The organism is Acetivibrio clariflavus DSM 19732 (assembly GCF_000237085.1).
GTDB classification, from domain to species: Bacteria; Bacillota; Clostridia; order Acetivibrionales; family Acetivibrionaceae; genus Acetivibrio; species Acetivibrio clariflavus.
In genome coordinates, this window is the sequence record NC_016627.1 from 4,842,222 (window position 1) to 4,860,957 (window position 18,736).

Consider the following 18,736-nt stretch of genomic DNA (forward strand, 5'->3'; position numbering starts at 1 on the left):
TTACCTCTTTCCCCACTTTATCTAAATTATATTTATTCTCCATTTCCTACTAAGTAATTAAAATAAAAGCAGTTATAAGTTTGTTGCATATCATCAAAAAAATATTAAATTCTATGCAAATAATTGCTTATTTAATGCAAAAAACTATTGATAATACTAAAAATTATTTTTCAAGTTTTTTATAATCTCCAAATATTAAAAGCCAAAAATCAGAAAATAATGAGCTTACTCTCAATATTTTTAAATTTAAAGCATACATTTTTAGAATACCACAAAAATTTCTACATGCTAAATAATTATACCGCTTCTTCGATAGTTGTAATTTTATATCAATTAAATTGTATGTGGTTTTACTTATTATAGGTTTCAATTTTAATGAATTCTCAAGCATTGTATTGTACACTTTAATATCTCTTAGCTTCCTGTCTAAATTTAACAACTTTGAAATTCGATGTTCTGATAATCCTGTATTACTAGAGTGTCTTCTATGAAAAGCACCAATATAATTATAAAAGTAAAATGCTTCTTGCGATGCTGCAGTAATACATAAAGCAAAATCATGTGCTATATTTGAGCCATTTAAGCTTTTCTCGATCTTTTTATAAAAAGTATTCCTATAAGCAATTGTCATTCCAGGCCAATGAAAACCTTTTAGAATGTCTTTTGCATCTACAGGATAAAGAGAAGTTTTTTTACTTCTTATTCTAGGTATATATGAGTGTATAATTTCTCCATTAACATCAATTAAATTATGATTGCAACTTAATACATCAATTTTAGGATACTTCTCTAATATATCAACCATCTTTTCAATTTTATCATTTTTCCAAATATCATCTTGATCAGCGAGAAACACTATATCTCCTTTACACTTTGACATAGCAACATAAAAATTCTGCGGATAACCTAAATTAGTATCATTAATATATAACTTCCAATTCTCATTTAAAGAATTCTTTTTTATAAAATTTTTTATTATCTCACATGTGTTATCAGATGAATTGTCGTCAGATATTATAACTTCATCTGGCTGTATAGTCTGGTGTAAAATAGATGCTAATTGCTGTTCAATAAATTTTTCTCCATTATACGTCGCCATGCACACACTAATCATAAAAGTCCTCCTACAGTCCAATTCATATAACTAAACATTGCGTTGCTTTGGGCTAATCTTCCATAATATACAGGAAAGTCCCCACCACATCCATAAAGTAAATTGTGTTGTCCATGCTGTAAAAAAGCCTAATGAAACAACTATTAAAACTCCACCATATATCAATGAAATATACGGATTAATTGAATATCTAAAAGTTTTTTCAATTATTCCAAATATAAATCCATATATAAATAATACAGCAATTATCCCTAATATACCAAAGTCATAGTATATTATTCCCATCATATTATGCGTGTTCAATCCAAAAGAGATATTTTCTAATTTATTATCTAGCCTTAATTTATTAAAAAAATCTGTTCTGAGTATAACTTCAAATGGTTCAAGCATTCTCCCTCCATAGGAAAAGCTATCTATTCTGTCAATATTATAATTAAAATTATCATGACTAATTGTTAAATAACTGTACACCATTACTAGATTATTAGATAGCTTAAAATTAAAATTTAAAATTGAAACTTCTTTAGGCTGAAAAAAGAATTCAACTTGCTCATTACTATAATTTCTAGAACTAGTAATAACCAGTAAGAGTATTAAGAACACCACAACCCCTATTCTTAAAAATCTCTTTTTATTTTTTGTATAATAATATAAAATTGGTAGTACATAAAAGATACATGTAACGAAAGTACCTCTGGCAACATATATAATTGGAAAAACAAACAGATGTATAAACATTGCTAAATACATAATCAACTTTTGATGTCTCTTAAGGTTAAAGCTTCTTAATACATAGTAAGCAATACCTCCTAATGGCATCATTCCCACTTGAATAACATAAAATCTGGTATAATGGTCATGGTATGCTGTCAACTTATCAGACAAAATCGGTATAATCCCAGTCCTTAAATATGATAATATAGACATTAAAATAGCTATGGCTGTACCAAAAATCACTGTATAGTAACTTAATTTAAAATTATTTTTAATAATTTTATTTCTTAATTTAAAGCTTTTCCCAATAAAAGTACCAATTATCATGCTCATTAAACCTATATATGTTATAAGAAAGAATTCTACTTTCCACTGCTGTTGATATCTCAATAGTCTTAACATAGCTAATCCTAAAGTACCAAGCCATGAAGACCAAAACAACAAATATATATCCGCAATTGTTTTATTCTGTTTATAATTTATTACGAATATAAAAACAGCTGTAAAAATAAGCAACATACCTGCAATAATATTATTATAATAATAAATTATAGCTGATATGAGATACATAAAAGAAATAAAACACACTTCAAATATTTTATTATAACAATTAATATTTCTCTTACCTTTTTCCATTTTTAATCCCCGAATCTAAAGTATTTATAATATTTAACAATCAAAATTCTTCTTATATATTTAATAAAATTAAAAATCCTTAAAAAAATATAGAAAAAATATCCTATCTCTCTTCTAAATAATAATTCCTTAATATTCTTAACAGTTCCCTTATACATTCCAGATAAATTAGCAGAAAGCCCGCTATCTCCAAAACCACGCTTCCCTCTACCATAAACGATTAGCAATTCAGGATAATAATATAAGTTATACTTGCTACAGATTTTTAAAAAATAATTAGCATCCTCACAATAATTTTGGGTTTCGTCAAAGCCACCGATTTCATCATATATTTTTTTCTTAAAAATAACAGTAGATGGTTGAGGAAAATTTTTAATGCAAATATCTCTTACTGAAGCTTTATATAGGGTATCAATTTTTTTCCATAATATCCTCAATTCTTCCCCATTAAATGGTCCACCCAAAAAGTCTATTTCAGGACTTTGACTTATTATACCAATTTGGACTTCAATTTTTCTAGGAAGCCATTCATCGTCTGAATCAAGCAATGCTATCCAATCACCACTTGCAAGTTCTATTCCTCTATTCCTTGCACTCGAAACTCCCCCATTAGCCTTATTTAAAATTTTTATTGTCAAATCCGGATTCTGTTGAGCGTATTCTTTTACAATTTCTAGTGAATCATCAGTAGAGCCATCGTTAACTACAATAATCTCACAAATGTAATTTATTGCAGTTTGATTTTTAATAGAATTCAAAGCATCAACTATTGTCTCTCTACTGTTATACATTGGAATTACTACAGATATTTTCATCAAAGCACCTCAAAATATCTATATTTAACAAAATTATTTACACCATATTTTCTAAACTATATATAAATTTAGACTTCCGATCAGCCTAGCAATTTATAAAACTACTTTTGCAGATTAGTATATTTAAATTTCATAATTATTCTCAAACTGAATACTCATCATTTATACCTTAGTCCTCCAGCCCTAAAACATCTATAATCCACTTTTCCAAAGAATATTTATAGTAAACTTTGTCATTAAGTTTTTTAAAAGGTTTTTCATAAAAATCCTGTGGTATTTCTATATGTTTTCTATTTATAACAGCAATATTATCCGGGTTGTAAAAATCATATTTTTTTATACTTTCATTTGTTGTAATAAGCTTTTTATTCATACCTATCATTTCAATTGTTCTCATTGTTAAACCTGTTTGTTTAGGATGTTGAATATCAAGTACAACTTTTGTATTGTCAATAATTTTTGCTATGTCAGTACTTCCTATTTTATCAAATTTAAATTCCTTTTTTTTCACTCCCCGGAATTCCTTCTTTGTTAATTTATAAAAATAATACATAAACTGACTTTGGAGATAACAATAAAAAAAACATTTATAACCCTTTTTGTCTGCTTGAGATTTTATTTCTCTAATTATTCTATACCTGTCTGAATGAATAGTTCCAATAAACGATATATCATACAGTTTGTTATCCTTATTTGAAATATCTTTTTTATAATCATCTATAAAAAATAGCGGTCTAAAAATTATATTTTTATTTTTTTCTGTATCTTCTAAATCAAAAGATAGTACTCTATCAAACTTACTTAGCTTAGATGAAATACCCTTAATATTTCTCAACGAATCATATAGGTACAAACATAAAATTGCAGACGGAAATAATTCCTTTAACTTATCAATTGTTTCTTTCGGCATCATTTCACATTTTATTACAAGTATAAAATCATAATTATTGTTAGCTATTTTTTTAATTATATTGTCGTAGTATCTAATAGTTTTCCTATGAAATATACGTGGATTAACTTTTAACAACGCTTTTTCCAAAGGTTTAGTTACAGACCTTTCATCAAAATAATCCACTACAGCACCCAATTCTCTCATTTTGTCTGCAATCTTTTCCTCATAGCCAAAAAAAGATGGCGCAATAAAAAGTATTCGTTTTTTCTCAAGAATCATCATTTATATAACCCTTTTCTTTTCATTTCTTCAATAGAATTTTCATAATTATCTTTTTCAATAGCTTGTTCTTCAACCCAATCAACAAAATTGGTTATCCCCTTATCAAAATTAAATTTAGGTTCATATCCTAATAAACTCCTTATTTTTGTCAAATCACCAAGGTTATGTCTTATATCTCCAAGTCTATAATTCCCTGTTACATGTATTTTTACATCTGAATTATACTTTTCTTTTAATATTTTTGCTATTGATAAAACTTCAATTTTTTCACCTGAACCTACGTTAAAGGCTTCAAAATTTGCCTTGTCATTTTCAATACCTAAAACTATTGCATCAGTTACATCATCAATATAAACAAAATCTCTTGATTCAAGACCATCTTCAAAAATATTTATATCATTACCATTTTTTATTCTTGTCGAAAATATCGAAAGAATACCTGTATAAGGATTTTTTAAAGATTGACCAGGTCCATATACATTCTGAAATCTAAAAGCAACAACAGGAATATTTATAGATCTTCCGACAATCATACACAATTCTTCTTGAGATTGTTTTGTATACCCATATACCGATTCCGGGTGTAATTTTGCTTCTTCGTCAGTTGGCAACATATCTACATTTTGCCTACATATTGGACATTTAACTTCAAAATCTCCCCTTTTCATATCTTCATCTTTCCTTGATAAAGGAAACACGATCCCATGTTCACTGCATTTATATTTACCTTCACCATACACAGCTCTAGATGAAGCAACAATAACTTTCCGGACCCGATTTTTTTCATTTGTAAGAATCTCCATCAACTTTGCCGTACCACCAATGTTAACATCAACATATCTATTTATCTCATACATAGATTGGCCTGTTCCGGTTTCCGCTGCAAGGTGAACAACAATGTCCACATCCTTTAGAGCTCGCCTCCAATCATCAAAATTTGTCACATCACCTTTAATAAACTCAAATTTATCTTTTATTAAGTTATAGGTAAATGATTGGTTAGGATTTTCACCATGTATTTGCTTACTTAAATTGTCAAGTATAACCACATCGTATCCTTTTTCAAACAACTTCAAAGCCAAATTACTTCCTATAAATCCAGCCCCACCTGATATCAATACTTTCATGTTTTTTCCTCCTATGAGTTTTCAGTGCGTTTAATTGACTCCTCAAACGATATAAAATCAATATTATAACTTATATCCTTCTCATATACTAAATCTCCAAAAACTTTATTTACTATGCCTAAATTCATAAACTTCAACACAGGATTTAAAAGTTTTGTCATTTTAATTTTTTTACCATGAGCTTCAGCAATCAGCCTAACCATTTCACTAGTATTTACATAATCAGCGTTCTGTGGCAAAAATATTCCCCCACTACAGTTATCAATTAACTGTTTCACAAACTCCGATAAATTATCTATATAAATCATACTCCTTTTATTATTTACCCTTGGAAATATAGGTGTCTTTAAAGCCAAAGCTGCTAATTTCGGGTAGTTACCTTTACATCCCTTCCCGTAAACCATAGGCGGTCTAATAATTGTAACAATAAAGGACTCATCTTCCAACTGTCTGATCAATTTCTCAGCTTCATATTTTGATTGTCCATAAGCACTATTAGGATTAACCGGTGTATTCTCATCTATTATGCCTTTATTAAGGCCATAAACGCTCATCGAACTTAAAAAGATAAACTGTTTTACACCTTCCTTCTTGGCTTTCATAGCCGTTTCATATGCTAAGTCTCTATTAACTCCAAAATAAAGATTCCGATTCTTTTTTGTTTCCTTAATATGAGCAATACCTGCAACATGAAACACAACATCATATGGGGAAAAATCCTTTTTTCTCCAAGTGCTATCCTTCATATCAATTGTATCTATTATATAACCATTACTTAGCCATTTTTCAACTGAGGTACCAATATAACTGTTCTTACCAGTTATTAGTATTTTCTTCATTTTGCCATTGTCTCCTTGTTGATAATGGTAGCATCCTTTTTTATATTTCTTCCGGTTCCGCCTTCAATAACACCTTCTGAACGTATTACAGAAACTATTGTCCTAAAGAAACATTTTAAATCCATTATAAAACTTATCTTCTTAGCGTACTCTCCATCTAGCTTAGCCTTTTCTTCTATTGATAGCTCATCTCTACCGTTTACCTGTGCCCAACCGGTTAGGCCCACAGGTACATCATTAGCCCCATATTTATCTCTTTCTTCAATGAGATCATACTGATTCCAAAGCGCAGGTCTTGGTCCAATGATACTCATTTCTCCTTTAAGGATGTTGAAAAGCTGAGGTAACTCATCTAATGAAGTCTTTCTCAAGAATTTCCCAACTCTTGTTATCCATTGTTCTGGATTTTCAAGCAAGTGGGTTGGTGTTTCCTTCGGTGTATCAATACGCATTGTCCTAAACTTCAAAATATTAAAATGTTTTTTATGGATACCTACTCTTTTTTGTTTAAAAAAAACAGGACCTTGGGAATCAATCTTTATAGCTACAGTTATTATTATAAAAAGAGGAGCTAATACAATAACAGCAATTAATGACAATGTAATATCCATTAATCTTTTAATTTTTAAATAAACCATTATTAACCCCCTCTTAATTTTTCACACTAAAATTCAATTTTTGTTTGTGACAATTATTACTTCTTTATTACTCTTATACTTTCTATATCATAATTGTCCTTTACATAAATATATAGTCTGTTAATCTCGCTGGTAGCAACAACCGAAACTTCTGCGGAATAAATATCGCCATTCAAAACCAATTGCCCTATCTTATTAGTTACACCTGGAATCAAAAACGGTACAGATTCAACATTCTCTCTGTTTGCAAGTTTTACTTCGATTTTATATACATTATTAGGCTCAAAGTCTAGCGTTCTAGTATATATATACGGATCTAAATTTTGATCTTGGTTACTTACACGAAAAATGCCCTCACTTAAATAATTTCCAACAATAGCAATATCACTAACTCCCAACTGGTCTGCAAAATTGTTATTATCTATATCCATTCCAAAAACACTTTGAAATACAATGTCATCTGTATCCATTATGCCATTTTTTATGCAATAAGCTTTTTCTAAATATTTTTGTGTTTCTATAGTAAACATGAAGGGTGATAAGTTTTGTTCATTTACCTTTTTAGCTTCATCAATTATTGCTAATATTTTATCAATGTAGGCCAAGCCATTTTTTATATCACCTTTTTGATAAAAGTTCATTGCAAGTGAATATAGTGCATTAGCTTTATACTGCCATTGAGTTGGAACCAAAGGCTTTAATCCCACTGATTTATTTATATATTCAATTCCCTTATCTTTATCAGTAGTTTTTAAATAGAATATTCCCAAATTCAATGCAAGATCGGCATCGTAATTAGCTTGTCTTTCAACTCTTTTTATTAATTCCTTTGCTTTTGATATATAACTATTTAATGCTAACTTATCTTCTCCATTTCCGTTGCTTTCAGAAGATTTCGACACTGTCTCAGCTTTGCTTATTAATAAATCTAAATATCCTATTCTAACATCAGGTTTTGAAGCAATTGGCATATATCCTGTAACATATTTTGCATTCAAGTTATCAGTATTTACTGCCTTTTCCATCAATAATAAAGCTTTATCTAAATTATTTTCTTTAAAATTCTCAAAAGCATCATTAGCATATGCTTGTCCTCTCAAAAATTTTATAGGCCAGAATAAAATAGCAATTGATACTAATATCATAATTAGTGGATAGCAATTAATTTCTCTATAAAAGAGAGTCTTTATATTGGTATTTAGCAATTTATTATTTTTTATTATTTTTTGTTTATTGTTCTTATTTAAACCATATTCTACTGATAAATCATAATGACGAACACCTGAGTTTAAAACTGCTACCAATTGCCATGCCAACAAGAATATTGAGGATAATGAAAAATCGAAATCCATAACTGAATGAGCAATCAAAAAGATTATTGCTGTAAAGACCGCTACATTGGAAATATATCCATTATCCTTTTCAAATTCACCTTTCCTGCATAATTTTGCAAAAGTGAAAGCTATTGATGCAAATAGTAACATTAGGATTATTATTCCGATTAAACCTGTTTCCACTAATACCTGTAATGGGTAATTATGTGTTTCAGTAGACCAATATAAGAAGGACTGATACTTAAAATTAAGTAAACGCCACGCCCCTCCGCCAGCACCAATCAACCACCAATCTTTAAATATTTTAAATCCGTCTTTTATAAATATAATTCTACTGTTATAGCTTATGTCAGAAGTAATGTTACTAAATCTAGAAACCACTGACTCTACAAAAGAATATTTATATTTTAATACTAATTTTTTTACTTCTTTGCCACTCTCGTAATCATATATCTTTGCATCGTCAATCAATACTTTAGTTCCACCATAATAGGTTTGAAATGACAAATTAATCATTTCTTTGTCTTCAGGAACTGTAAATACAATTTCTTTTTCTTCAAGCCCATTAGTAGCATCATATTGCTTATTTACCAAAATTGGTTCATTGCCCGACGTTATACCGGCTTTGTTTCTCGTCTGTAAAACTACTCTATAAACAAATGGATTTTTGTTTTCAGATTTTGCATCTACTTTAAAAACAAGCTTATACTTCTTATTACCCTCTAATTTAATTATACTGGTTTTTCCCCTAAACCCTTCCTTTTCATTTATAGAATGTTCCAACTGCAGCGGAACCGAAGCACTTAATACATTCACAGAAGCTACTGCTGCAATAACAACTAAAACTGCTGAACATATAATAGTGACTTTCAAATTAATTCTATTAATACAACTTATTGCAAAATCATCTGTAAACCTTACAAAAAACGATACCACCACACCAATTATAACTAGTGGCCAAATTATACCCTTATTAGCTGATGATTGAGTGATAAATCTTGCTAAAATAATAGAAAAAGCACCTGAAATTATTCCAATTGTCAGCACGCAGTACAATCCTCTTGCTTTACTTCCTTTTGGAAGAAGTAACAAGAAAAATGGTATCGCTAATACCAGAAGAATATATGCTCCTCTGCTTATTGTAAATATAAAAGTTGTAAACAATATAAAACTTATTGCACTTGCGATAGATTTAACCCATTTTTTTGACGTCATCATAAGACTTACAGATATAAAAAATACTGCTAACAAATAAGCTGCAAAGGCATTTGGATATTGCATTGTAGAATGTATTCTTCCATCAACAAATAAACCAAAAAAACTAATATTAATATTCAATACACCAAATATTGAATTAAGCAAATCTACAATTTTACTTCCGGCGGCACTGTCAATTCCAATAACACAAACACCAAAAGCTGAAGCCACAATTGTCCACAATAAATATTCTCTTTCTCTTTCATTTTTAATGAAATCTGATATCATCAAGAAAACCATAAAGTACATTGCATATTTCAAAAATTCTGTTACAGCCAATCTTGGATTTACTGCTGTAAAAATTGTAAGGAAATATGCAAGAACCAATCCTATTGCTGCATATTCTACCGGAGTCTTTATAAATGATCTGTCTCTTTTCAGCCATTTATAAATCCAAAACAGTATAAATATTGAAAAAACTATTATTTCCGTAACAACCTGTTCTGATTCAAAATAAAGCCCTCTTAAATATGGTGTATAAAATATTACAAATAATAATCCTATAAACAATAGTTTTTTAAATATATCCAGATATTTTTTATCTCCCATATTGCTTTTAGAAGTTACTGATTTCATAGGTTTTGATGTTTTACTCATTATTTTCGCCTCGCAATTCCCTACTTAATATAGCTAAATATAGCTTAATAAATCAATATAATTATAATTATCATCCAATAAAGCAACCTTTTCAGGATTCCATACAATTATTAATATTTTATTTTTTTCGGATAATAATTTTATCTCTTCAAAACTATTTGTTATAATGTATTGTATACCATTAAAATCAAGTCTAGTTTTGATTATATCACATAATCCATCATTTTTTCCAAATAAAACCACCGCATTGTTTCCATTAATACCGTTTAATAAATCATCAATACGTTTATTTAATTCATTTAAGAATGCATATGCTTCAGATATATATTTATAGGTTCCTTCTGCTCTCTGGGTAATTCCCAAGGATGTTAAGTTATATATTACTTTTTTTTGTGATATTTTCTCAATTTTTAGAATACCCATGTTTACCATTTGCTTAATAAGTTCATTTACACTACCTAAAGATAATCCAACTGCTTTTGCAATGTTACGTTGTGTAGTTACAGGGTTTAAGTGCAATTCTCTCAATAAAAGTAATTGTTTATCCATTACTCTATTTACCCCTTAATATAAATCTACAATATAATCATTGATATAACAATTTCCTACTTTGTTCCCAGTATTCCCTAATAAATACAAAACAAACACTGATCATAAAGCCAATCATTGAACTTATAATAACCACCAAAGACTTTTTCGGTGCAACAGGTTTTACTGGTTCCACAGCTTCTGATACAACAACTATACTTGATTCACCTATCTTAGCAGATTCCTTTATCATAGCTTCCTTATATTTAGCCTGATAAGCATCATAGGTTTGTTTATCAAGTTCCAATTCATGCTGCAAAAGGTCATACTCCTGCTGTTTGATAGCAAGCTCCGATTGCAAGTTTTCAATTTCTTTTTGCAGTGTGTTAATTTCATTCTCCAAAGCATCACTTTGTGCTGTTAGAGAAGCCACTTCAAGTTCAAGTTCATGAACTGATTCTGCCAGCGCAACATATACATCATTTATTTGCTCATCACTTAACTTTAACTTAGCAATGTCTGCCGTTTGTATGCCCGTTTTATCTTTTATAATTCCACTTAGCAATTCATCATTAATTAAAGTTTTGTTAGTAATAATCGTTTTAGATGTACTTTTTAAAATACTCTGTCCATGAGCTAAAGCTGATTTAGCTGCAGACAAATCAACTTTTATCTGTGATGCTGTAGTTTTATATTCTGTAATTTTTTGAAGCTTACCTTCCAATTCTAACTTTAACTCCTGTGGTCCTCTTGGTTTAGACAAGAATTCTTCAAGTTTTTTGGAAGCTTCCTCCATATTCTTTTTTTCTTCTTCCATTTGCTCTTTTATAAATTTAGCTGAGCTTTCAGCCTGCTTTTTATTTGTCTCTGTGACAAATTCAGTAAACCTGTTACTTACCAAATTTGCAATTTTTGCTGCCTGAACAGGATCTCTATCTCTGACACTTATAGTTATCAGATTCGTTTTATCAATTGCTTTAACAGTTATTTTATTTGCAATACTGTTTAAAGGCTGATTTTCCATTCCGAGCTCTTTCCTCAAATATTGTAATATAGCTGGTGCTTTCACCTGCTCTCTGTAAGTATCTATTGTCATCTGAGGATATTGCGATAAAGCCGAAACCAAATCACTAAAATCATTACCCGCCTCTTTTGCTGTTGCATTACTAATAGGAGATATCATAAGCATAGTTTGTGACTCATAAACTGGCGGTAATATAAAAAATGCTACAACAGCGCTTAATACAAAACAGGTAGCTGTAATTATCGATATTATCCACTTCCATTTTAGCATAATGCGAATAACTTCTACGAAGCTTATTTCCTCCATAATTTACCCCCATATAACTTTTATATTGTAAAACAGTACTGAGTTCTTACGACATTGTTCATAATGTGAACATGTTAATTGTATATAATTAATTAGCCTATGTCAATTAGAAATATTACTATCACTGCTATTTTTATCATGGATGTTAAAAAGCTGGTGGATAGAACCTCCACCAGCTTTTTATTAATCAACTGTTTCAGTGAAATTAAAATCATCAAGCGCATTACCCGAAGCATCTACTATTGTGGCTTTAGTTGCTCTATAGAATATTACTTGGACTTTATCTCCTCTGTGATTTCCTTCAATTACAATTTTAAACCTTGCATAAGTTTCATCTACATCCGTGTCTTTATCGTCTTTGCTTTCTGCATTATAGTAATATATTTTGGCATCAACTGTTTTACCGTTAACTTTGATCCTGAATTGAGATGAGTCGTTTGCATTTAGCTGTTCTCCATGGATAAGTTTTAAGTTCTCCGATAATCTTACATAAACAATCGTGCCGACATTTTTTTCATAGTAGGCTGAATCTATTGACTTTGCAACGGGTTTAAAATCTTCAGTTACTTTTATCGAAGAAGATATACTTAATTTTTGATTGAATATATTAACCGTATCTATATCATCTTCATCTTCCAGGTCCAGATATATTGATTTCCCGTTAAAAGTACCATCTGATTCAATATCGGCATTTACAGTTAATATAATTTCGTTGTTATCAGCATCATATACCGCATCCCAGGCTGTTATTACTATATCATTGCCATATTTATCTTTGCCTGCTGTTATATAAAAATCATCCGGTTCTAATGTATTGGCATTTATTGATCCTTTAATTTTTACCACTATTGTATTTTTATCGGTTGCAGCAGCAGAAATGATCTTCGGTGCTGTGGTATTGTCAGATTTAAAATCTTTACTTGAAATACTTACCGCTGACATTTCATTTCCCTTTTTATCTCTAACTGCTTCGACCTGTACACGCGATATTTTTTCTACCAATATAACTTCTTCATCGTAATCATTTTTGTCCGATGAAAAAGTAATGCACACCGTTTGCTCATCAGATAATAATTCGATTTTTGCTGATCGTTTGTTAATTCTCCAGGCTATTCCGTTAACAGTACACAAATAATTGGAATAGTCAGTTGCAGATCTCTCATCTACATCTTCATTGAACTTTATATATAACTTATTGTCCTCCTTATTAATATAAACATCTGACACCGAAGGAGGCGTTTTGTCGTCAACAGTAATCTTTACCGTTTTTTCAATCATTACGTTTTTCAAAGGATTTAAGTCTGTAACTCCGCTGATTGTCAGTTCATAATTTCCTGATTCAAATTCCAAACCATCAGCTCTTTTAAGCACAAGTTTACTCTTTATATATTCACCATCTTCAGTATAATACGTCGGATCGGATAAAGGTATAGTATCTTCATCACTGTCTTTAAGCTCAAACTCACCATATTTGGAGAATACTTCTTCTGAGAATTCCAATACAATTTCTTTTTGGTTCTTAATAACATAACCTACATACTCCGGCCTTGTAACATCATAATCCGGTGTTACAGTGAGTTTGATATCGGTTGAATTTCCACTGAAATCAGTAACATCTTCAATAATTATTTTGCCTCCGGCAGCCGGTAGAGCATTATCTATATCAAAATATATTGTTAAAGTTTTATTGTCATCAGCCAGTTCAATTTTCTCAATTGTTGCCTTTGTATCTGTAATTATATTTTCTTCATCAGGTATTTCTATTTCTTCGCTGAAGACAATAACCACTTTAGTCTGAGTAGCACTTTTTATTTTTGCTGTAGGTGCTTTGTCATCCTTTTCAACAGTAAATGTCACTTCATTATCTTCAACGATATAACCGGCATAATCACTGACCTTATTCTTAACAGCTAGTTTATGGGAACCGGACGATAGACGCCTTACCAAATAAAAGCTCACTGTTTTTCCGTTACTTGATAATGTTGTTTGTGAAGAACCGAAAAGTTTTCCGTCAATTGTATAGTTTGAAGCTGTTGTAGCGTTCTGTACCGGCTCACTAAAGGTTACTTTCACAAGGCCATTTCCCACTGATGTAACATCAACAATTTCAGGTGTTGTAACATCCTTTATATTATCTATTCTTAATTCCGCATCTTCTTCAAGTCCTACCTTTTTGTCAACAATAACTTCAACATCCGATTGCTGTTTAAGGGCATTTTTTAGAAGAAGGGTTACTGTCATTTTGTCGTCAGAAAGTTCTGCATTTATAACACTGTTGCCTTCCACATCATAGTTACCCTTATTGGTAGCCTCATCCTCGTTCTCAACAGGTTTGCTGAATTCAATAATTATCTCTTTAAGGTTGCCTGATGAAACTGCCTTAACACTTAATTTATCAGGAACAACAATTACCTTTACTTTAGCCTTGATTGATGTTCCGCTTATTTCACCGTAAACTGTCTGTTCACCAACCTTTGATGTATCAACGTATGGCCAGCTAACACTTACAGTTTCTTTAGTTCCGTCATCGTATTCAACTTCAACGGATTTCGGCAATTTAGGAGCAACTCCTGCATTTACTACAACATCTTCAATTTCTTCCACTGATATTATCTCTGCATACCAAAGTCCTACTTCTTTAGCCTTTTCTGCTGATACAATTCCCTTTTCAACCAGTTTTTTTATTAATCTTTCACCATCTGCCTTATATTTTGCCTGTAATGCACCATAGGAAATACCAACCAACGAATCTTTTATTAAGATCGCATCACTGTTAAACAAGTTTGCTTGTATAGTTGTAAGTCCTCCGACTTCGCTTAACTTTGTTGCTGCTTTGTCATATTGGAAATCACCATCATAACCCAACTGTTGAAGAATTAATGAACAATACGCTTTTCCGTTAAGTCCAACATTAGGTCTGAAGGTTGAGTCCTCAGAATAACCTTTTACATAACCTTTTTCAACCGCATAAGCCACTTGTCTTTTTGACCAATCAGCAATTTTGTTAGCATCTTTAAATTTTGACAATATGGCATTTGCTTTTTCATATGTAAGTGACTTTGCCTCTTCCTCTTGCCCAAAAATTCTAAGAAGCATAACAACTCCAGTTTGTCTATCCAATGATGTTCCTAAATCGGGATCAAACCATGTTTCATTTATCCCTTTGTATAAGTCAAGTTTATACAATATATTGGCTTCCTTTTCATAGATATATGTATTGGCTAAAGCCGGTGTATAAACAATGGATGAAATTATGGAGGCGGCAACTATCATTCCTAGAATTTTCTTAAATATTTTCATTCTATCCAGCCTTCCTTCCTTTTTTGTATTTTCTGGATATATCAGACTTTATATGTAAAGGTAAGTAAACAAATTATATTAAAAAACTGGCAGGAGATTAACTCCTACCAGTCTTTAATTCAGCAACTTTGATTATTATTTTACTTTTTTACTTAAATCAAAGTCCTTAAGTGCATTACCTTTAACGCTAGTATCTTTAATTGTCTTGCCGGTTGCTTCCATATATAATACTTGAACAGTCTTACCTTTGTAGTTACCAGCTATTACAACTTTGAATCTTGCTTTAGTTTCATCAACATCAGTTGACTTATTGTCTGTTGAAGCTGCATCGAAGTAGTAGATATCTGCTGCAACAATCTTACTGTCAGCTTTTATTCTGAACTGTGTGAGATAATCTGCATCAGTAATCTTACCATTAGAATCTACAGCACCTGCAAGATTTAAGTTTTCAGACAATTCGATGAACACTTCAGTACCTACACCTGAAGTATATACAGCGGATGCAACTGAATCTGCTGCTGTAGGAGCATATTCATCAGCTACAGTTAAGATAGTAGCACCATCTATTTCTAATGCCTGGTCAAATGCATTTACTGTTTCTACATCGTTTGCAAGCTTCAATTTTATAGCATTTCCTTTATATGTTGCATCAGCACTGATGTCTTTATCAACTGTTAATGTTATTTCGTTATCATCTGAATCGTATTCAGCATCCCAAGCTGTAATCACGATATCTTTACCTTTATCATCTTGACCTGCTGTCAATATGAAGTCGCCAGGATTCAATGTTCTGTCATTTATTGATGAACCAGTAGTAAGTTTAACTACTATTGTATTTTTATCAGTTACAGCTGCACTATCAATTTTTGGAACAAGAGCATCAGTTACTAGTCTAAAGGCACTGCTATCAATAGCTTGTGCTTTCATTTCATTTCCAGCTGTGTCAGCAACTGATGTTACTTGTAAACGAGCTATATCATCAACGTCTACTGCATCGTCACCAGTTGTTTCAAATTCAATGCGTACAGTCTTTCCATCAGACAACAATTCTAAGTCAGCAACATCTTTATCAAGATCATTAAATGTTGCATTAGCAGTATTTAACATATAAGCATAATTATCATAGTCTGTTGCTGTAGCTTCATCTACTTCTTCGTTAAATTCTACATAAAGGGCATTATCTGAGCTCTTAATGTATACATATTTAACATTTGGTGCTTTTTGGTCATCTACAGTAATATCAACTGTTGTCTTGATTATAGTATTCTTTAATGGATTCAAGTCTGTTACATCTTCAATTGTTAATTTATATTTTCCTGAATCAAATGCTGAATTGTCAGCTCTAGTAAGAACAAGCTTGCTCTTTATAGTCTTACCGTTGTCATTTACATAGTAAACAGGAGCTTTTAATGCAATTTCATCATCATCTTCATCTACGAGAGTAAACTCTCCTTTATCTTCAAATACTTCTTCATTGAACTCAAGTATAATCTTAACTTGTTTGTCATCTACTGTATAACCAACAAATTCAGGTCTTTCAACATCATAAGTTGGTGAAACAGCGATTTCAAAGTTAACTTTGTTTCCGCTGTAGTCTGTAAGATTTTTAATAGTTATCTTACCACCAGCTGTTGGTAATGCTTTTTCAACGTCGAACTCGATTGTATATGTCATGTCATCATCATCAAGTTCAGCTTTAATAATTTCAGCACTTGTATTAGTATCTACATCATCTTCATCTGGTTCTTCAACTGGTTCGCTGAATTTGATAACAACTTTTGTCTGAGTAGCTGATACAATTTCACCTGTTGGAGGTGTAGTATCTTCTACAACAGTAAACTCAGTTTCATTATCTTCAATAGCAAATCCGGCATAGTCAACTACTTTGTTCTTTACAACAAGTTTGTGTTCACCAGGAGTTAAACGTTTTGTCAACTTGAAGTTTACTGTCTTTTCATCAGATGTCAAAGTAGGTTGTGAAGAAGTTATTATTTTACCATCTACCAAGAAGTTTGCAATAGAAGTTGCATTCTTAACTGGCTCACTGAATGTAACTTTTACAAGTCCGTTACCTACTGCTTCTACTGAAACAACTTCAGGAGCTGCAGTATCTTTTACATTCTTAATTGTCAATTCAACATCTTCATCAAAACCAACTTCTTTAGCAACTGTAACAGTAACATCGGACTGTTGAGCTACTGGTGAAGCAAGAAGCAATGTTACAGTTGTTTTGTCTTCTGAAAGACTAGCATTTTTAACTGTATACTTCTTAACTTTGTAGTTAGAAACATCTTTTGCTTCATCTTCATCTGGAACAGGTCTGTTGAAGTTAAGAACTAACTCAACAAGGTTTCCGGAAGCTTTACCTTCAACTTTTAATTCAGCAGGTACAACGATAACTTTAACTTTAGCTGTTACATCAGTATCAGCTATTGTACCAGTGATTACTTGTTCACCAGCAACTGAAGTATCAACTGTTGGCCAAGTAACTGCCACTTCAGCTGTAGTTCCATTGTCGTAAGTTGCTGTAACAGTAGCTGGAAGTTCAGGAGTAGCTCCGATATCTACTGTAATGTCAGGAATTTCTGCTACTGATACTATATCAGCATAAGGAATTCCAGCTTCCTTAACTTTTTCTTCTTCTACAACTCCGCTTTCAATTAAGAACTTAATAAGTTTCTTTCCATCTGCTTTAAATTTAGCTTGTAATGCTCCATAGGACATACCAACCAAAGCATCTTTATTTAACTGAGCATCACTGTTGAATACTGTAGCTTGAGAAGCTGTCAAACCACCAACTTGGCTCAATTTGATTGCTGCCTGATGGTAATCGAACTCTCCGTCGTAACCTAACTGTTGGAGAAGTAATGAAGCATAAGCTTTACCATTCAAACCAGCTGTTGGTCTGAATGTTGAATCTTCATAACCTTTTACAACACCCTTTTCAACAGCATAAGCTACTTGCCTTTTAGCCCAGTCTGCTATTGTTCCAGCATCTGTGAATTTAGCAAGTAATGCATCTGCTTGCTCATATGAAAGCAATTCTGCTTCTTCTTCTTGACCAAACAATCTGAGAAGCATAACAACACCAGTTTGTCTGTCAAGAAGTGATTCTAAATCCAAATTAGGATTGTTAGGGTCTGTACTAATACCTTTGTACAGTCCAACTTGATAAAGTTGTTCTGCTTCTTTTTCGTAGCTAAGTGATGCAGCGAATGCTGGCACTATAGCCATAGACGCCATTAAAGCAACTACTAATAATGACGCCAAAACCTTTTTGAGATTCTTCATACTCTCAAATCCTCCTTGTATTGTTGTTTTTTTTGGGAAGCA

12 protein-coding genes are annotated in these 18,736 nt (G+C 31.4%); all 12 read right to left on the reverse strand.

Annotated elements, in window-relative coordinates:
- Positions 1-163: 163 nt before the first annotated feature.
- Positions 164-1,114 carry a glycosyltransferase gene (locus CLOCL_RS21365; protein WP_014257114.1) on the reverse strand — a complete coding sequence of 317 codons (951 nt, stop codon included), beginning with the start codon at positions 1,112-1,114 and terminating at the stop codon, positions 164-166.
- A 30-nt stretch (positions 1,115-1,144) separates the two neighbouring features.
- Positions 1,145-2,464 carry an O-antigen polymerase gene (locus tag CLOCL_RS20500; RefSeq protein WP_014257115.1) on the reverse strand — a complete coding sequence of 440 codons (1,320 nt, stop codon included), beginning with the start codon at positions 2,462-2,464 and terminating at the stop codon, positions 1,145-1,147.
- A gap of 2 nt (positions 2,465-2,466) precedes the next feature.
- Positions 2,467-3,279: a glycosyltransferase family 2 protein gene (locus tag CLOCL_RS20505; protein ID WP_014257116.1), complete on the reverse strand. Its 813-nt coding sequence runs from the start codon at positions 3,277-3,279 to the stop codon at positions 2,467-2,469.
- 169 nt (positions 3,280-3,448) lie between these two features.
- Positions 3,449-4,453 (reverse strand): WaaS/CpsH family glycosyltransferase, encoded by a 1,005-nt coding sequence (locus tag CLOCL_RS20510; protein WP_014257117.1) that lies wholly within the window; start codon positions 4,451-4,453, stop codon positions 3,449-3,451.
- On the reverse strand, positions 4,450-5,580 hold the full coding sequence (locus CLOCL_RS20515; RefSeq protein ID WP_014257118.1) for an NAD-dependent epimerase/dehydratase family protein: 1,131 nt from the start codon (positions 5,578-5,580) through the stop codon (positions 4,450-4,452). Before CLOCL_RS20515 ends, CLOCL_RS20510 begins: the two co-directional genes overlap by 4 nt.
- An 11-nt stretch (positions 5,581-5,591) precedes the next feature.
- The gene (locus CLOCL_RS20520; RefSeq protein ID WP_014257119.1) at positions 5,592-6,419 is read right to left on the reverse strand and encodes an NAD-dependent epimerase/dehydratase family protein; all 828 of its coding nucleotides are present in this window, start codon (positions 6,417-6,419) and stop codon (positions 5,592-5,594) included.
- A complete protein-coding gene (locus CLOCL_RS20525; protein ID WP_014257120.1) occupies positions 6,416-7,057 on the reverse strand; it encodes a sugar transferase in 642 nt (213 codons plus the stop codon). Before CLOCL_RS20525 ends, CLOCL_RS20520 begins: the two co-directional genes overlap by 4 nt.
- Before the next feature lie 56 nt (positions 7,058-7,113).
- On the reverse strand, positions 7,114-10,245 hold the full coding sequence (locus tag CLOCL_RS20530; RefSeq protein WP_041715320.1) for an O-antigen ligase family protein: 3,132 nt from the start codon (positions 10,243-10,245) through the stop codon (positions 7,114-7,116).
- Positions 10,246-10,278: 33 nt separating this feature from the next.
- Entirely contained in the window at positions 10,279-10,794 is a 516-nt protein-coding gene (locus CLOCL_RS20535) for a winged helix-turn-helix transcriptional regulator (protein WP_014257122.1), read from the reverse strand.
- A gap of 37 nt (positions 10,795-10,831) precedes the next feature.
- Positions 10,832-12,103 (reverse strand): GumC family protein, encoded by a 1,272-nt coding sequence (locus tag CLOCL_RS20540; RefSeq protein WP_014257123.1) that lies wholly within the window; start codon positions 12,101-12,103, stop codon positions 10,832-10,834.
- 183 nt (positions 12,104-12,286) lie between these two features.
- Positions 12,287-15,403: an Ig-like domain-containing protein gene (locus CLOCL_RS20545; RefSeq protein WP_014257124.1), complete on the reverse strand. Its 3,117-nt coding sequence runs from the start codon at positions 15,401-15,403 to the stop codon at positions 12,287-12,289.
- A 135-nt stretch (positions 15,404-15,538) separates the two neighbouring features.
- Positions 15,539-18,694, reverse strand: coding sequence for an Ig-like domain-containing protein (locus tag CLOCL_RS20550; RefSeq protein ID WP_014257125.1), 3,156 nt, complete (start codon positions 18,692-18,694; stop codon positions 15,539-15,541).
- Between the last annotated feature and the right edge of the window lie 42 nt (positions 18,695-18,736).

Excerpts from the sequence above, each read along its gene's own strand:
- CLOCL_RS20520 (WP_014257119.1), bottom strand. The coding sequence starts at position 6,419 with ATGAAGAAAATACTAATAACTGGTAAGAACAGTTATATTGGTACCTCA.
- CLOCL_RS20505 (WP_014257116.1), bottom strand. The coding sequence starts at position 3,279 with ATGAAAATATCTGTAGTAATTCCAATGTATAACAGTAGAGAGACAATA.
- CLOCL_RS20550 (WP_014257125.1), bottom strand. The coding sequence starts at position 18,694 with ATGAAGAATCTCAAAAAGGTTTTGGCGTCATTATTAGTAGTTGCTTTA.
- CLOCL_RS20525 (WP_014257120.1), bottom strand. The coding sequence starts at position 7,057 with ATGGTTTATTTAAAAATTAAAAGATTAATGGATATTACATTGTCATTA.
- CLOCL_RS20500 (WP_014257115.1), bottom strand. The coding sequence starts at position 2,464 with ATGGAAAAAGGTAAGAGAAATATTAATTGTTATAATAAAATATTTGAA.
- CLOCL_RS20515 (WP_014257118.1), bottom strand. The coding sequence starts at position 5,580 with ATGAAAGTATTGATATCAGGTGGGGCTGGATTTATAGGAAGTAATTTG.
- CLOCL_RS20535 (WP_014257122.1), bottom strand. The coding sequence starts at position 10,794 with ATGGATAAACAATTACTTTTATTGAGAGAATTGCACTTAAACCCTGTA.
- CLOCL_RS20510 (WP_014257117.1), bottom strand. The coding sequence starts at position 4,453 with ATGATGATTCTTGAGAAAAAACGAATACTTTTTATTGCGCCATCTTTT.
- CLOCL_RS20545 (WP_014257124.1), bottom strand. The coding sequence starts at position 15,403 with ATGAAAATATTTAAGAAAATTCTAGGAATGATAGTTGCCGCCTCCATA.
- CLOCL_RS21365 (WP_014257114.1), bottom strand. The coding sequence starts at position 1,114 with ATGATTAGTGTGTGCATGGCGACGTATAATGGAGAAAAATTTATTGAA.
- CLOCL_RS20530 (WP_041715320.1), bottom strand. The coding sequence starts at position 10,245 with ATGAGTAAAACATCAAAACCTATGAAATCAGTAACTTCTAAAAGCAAT.
- CLOCL_RS20540 (WP_014257123.1), bottom strand. The coding sequence starts at position 12,103 with ATGGAGGAAATAAGCTTCGTAGAAGTTATTCGCATTATGCTAAAATGG.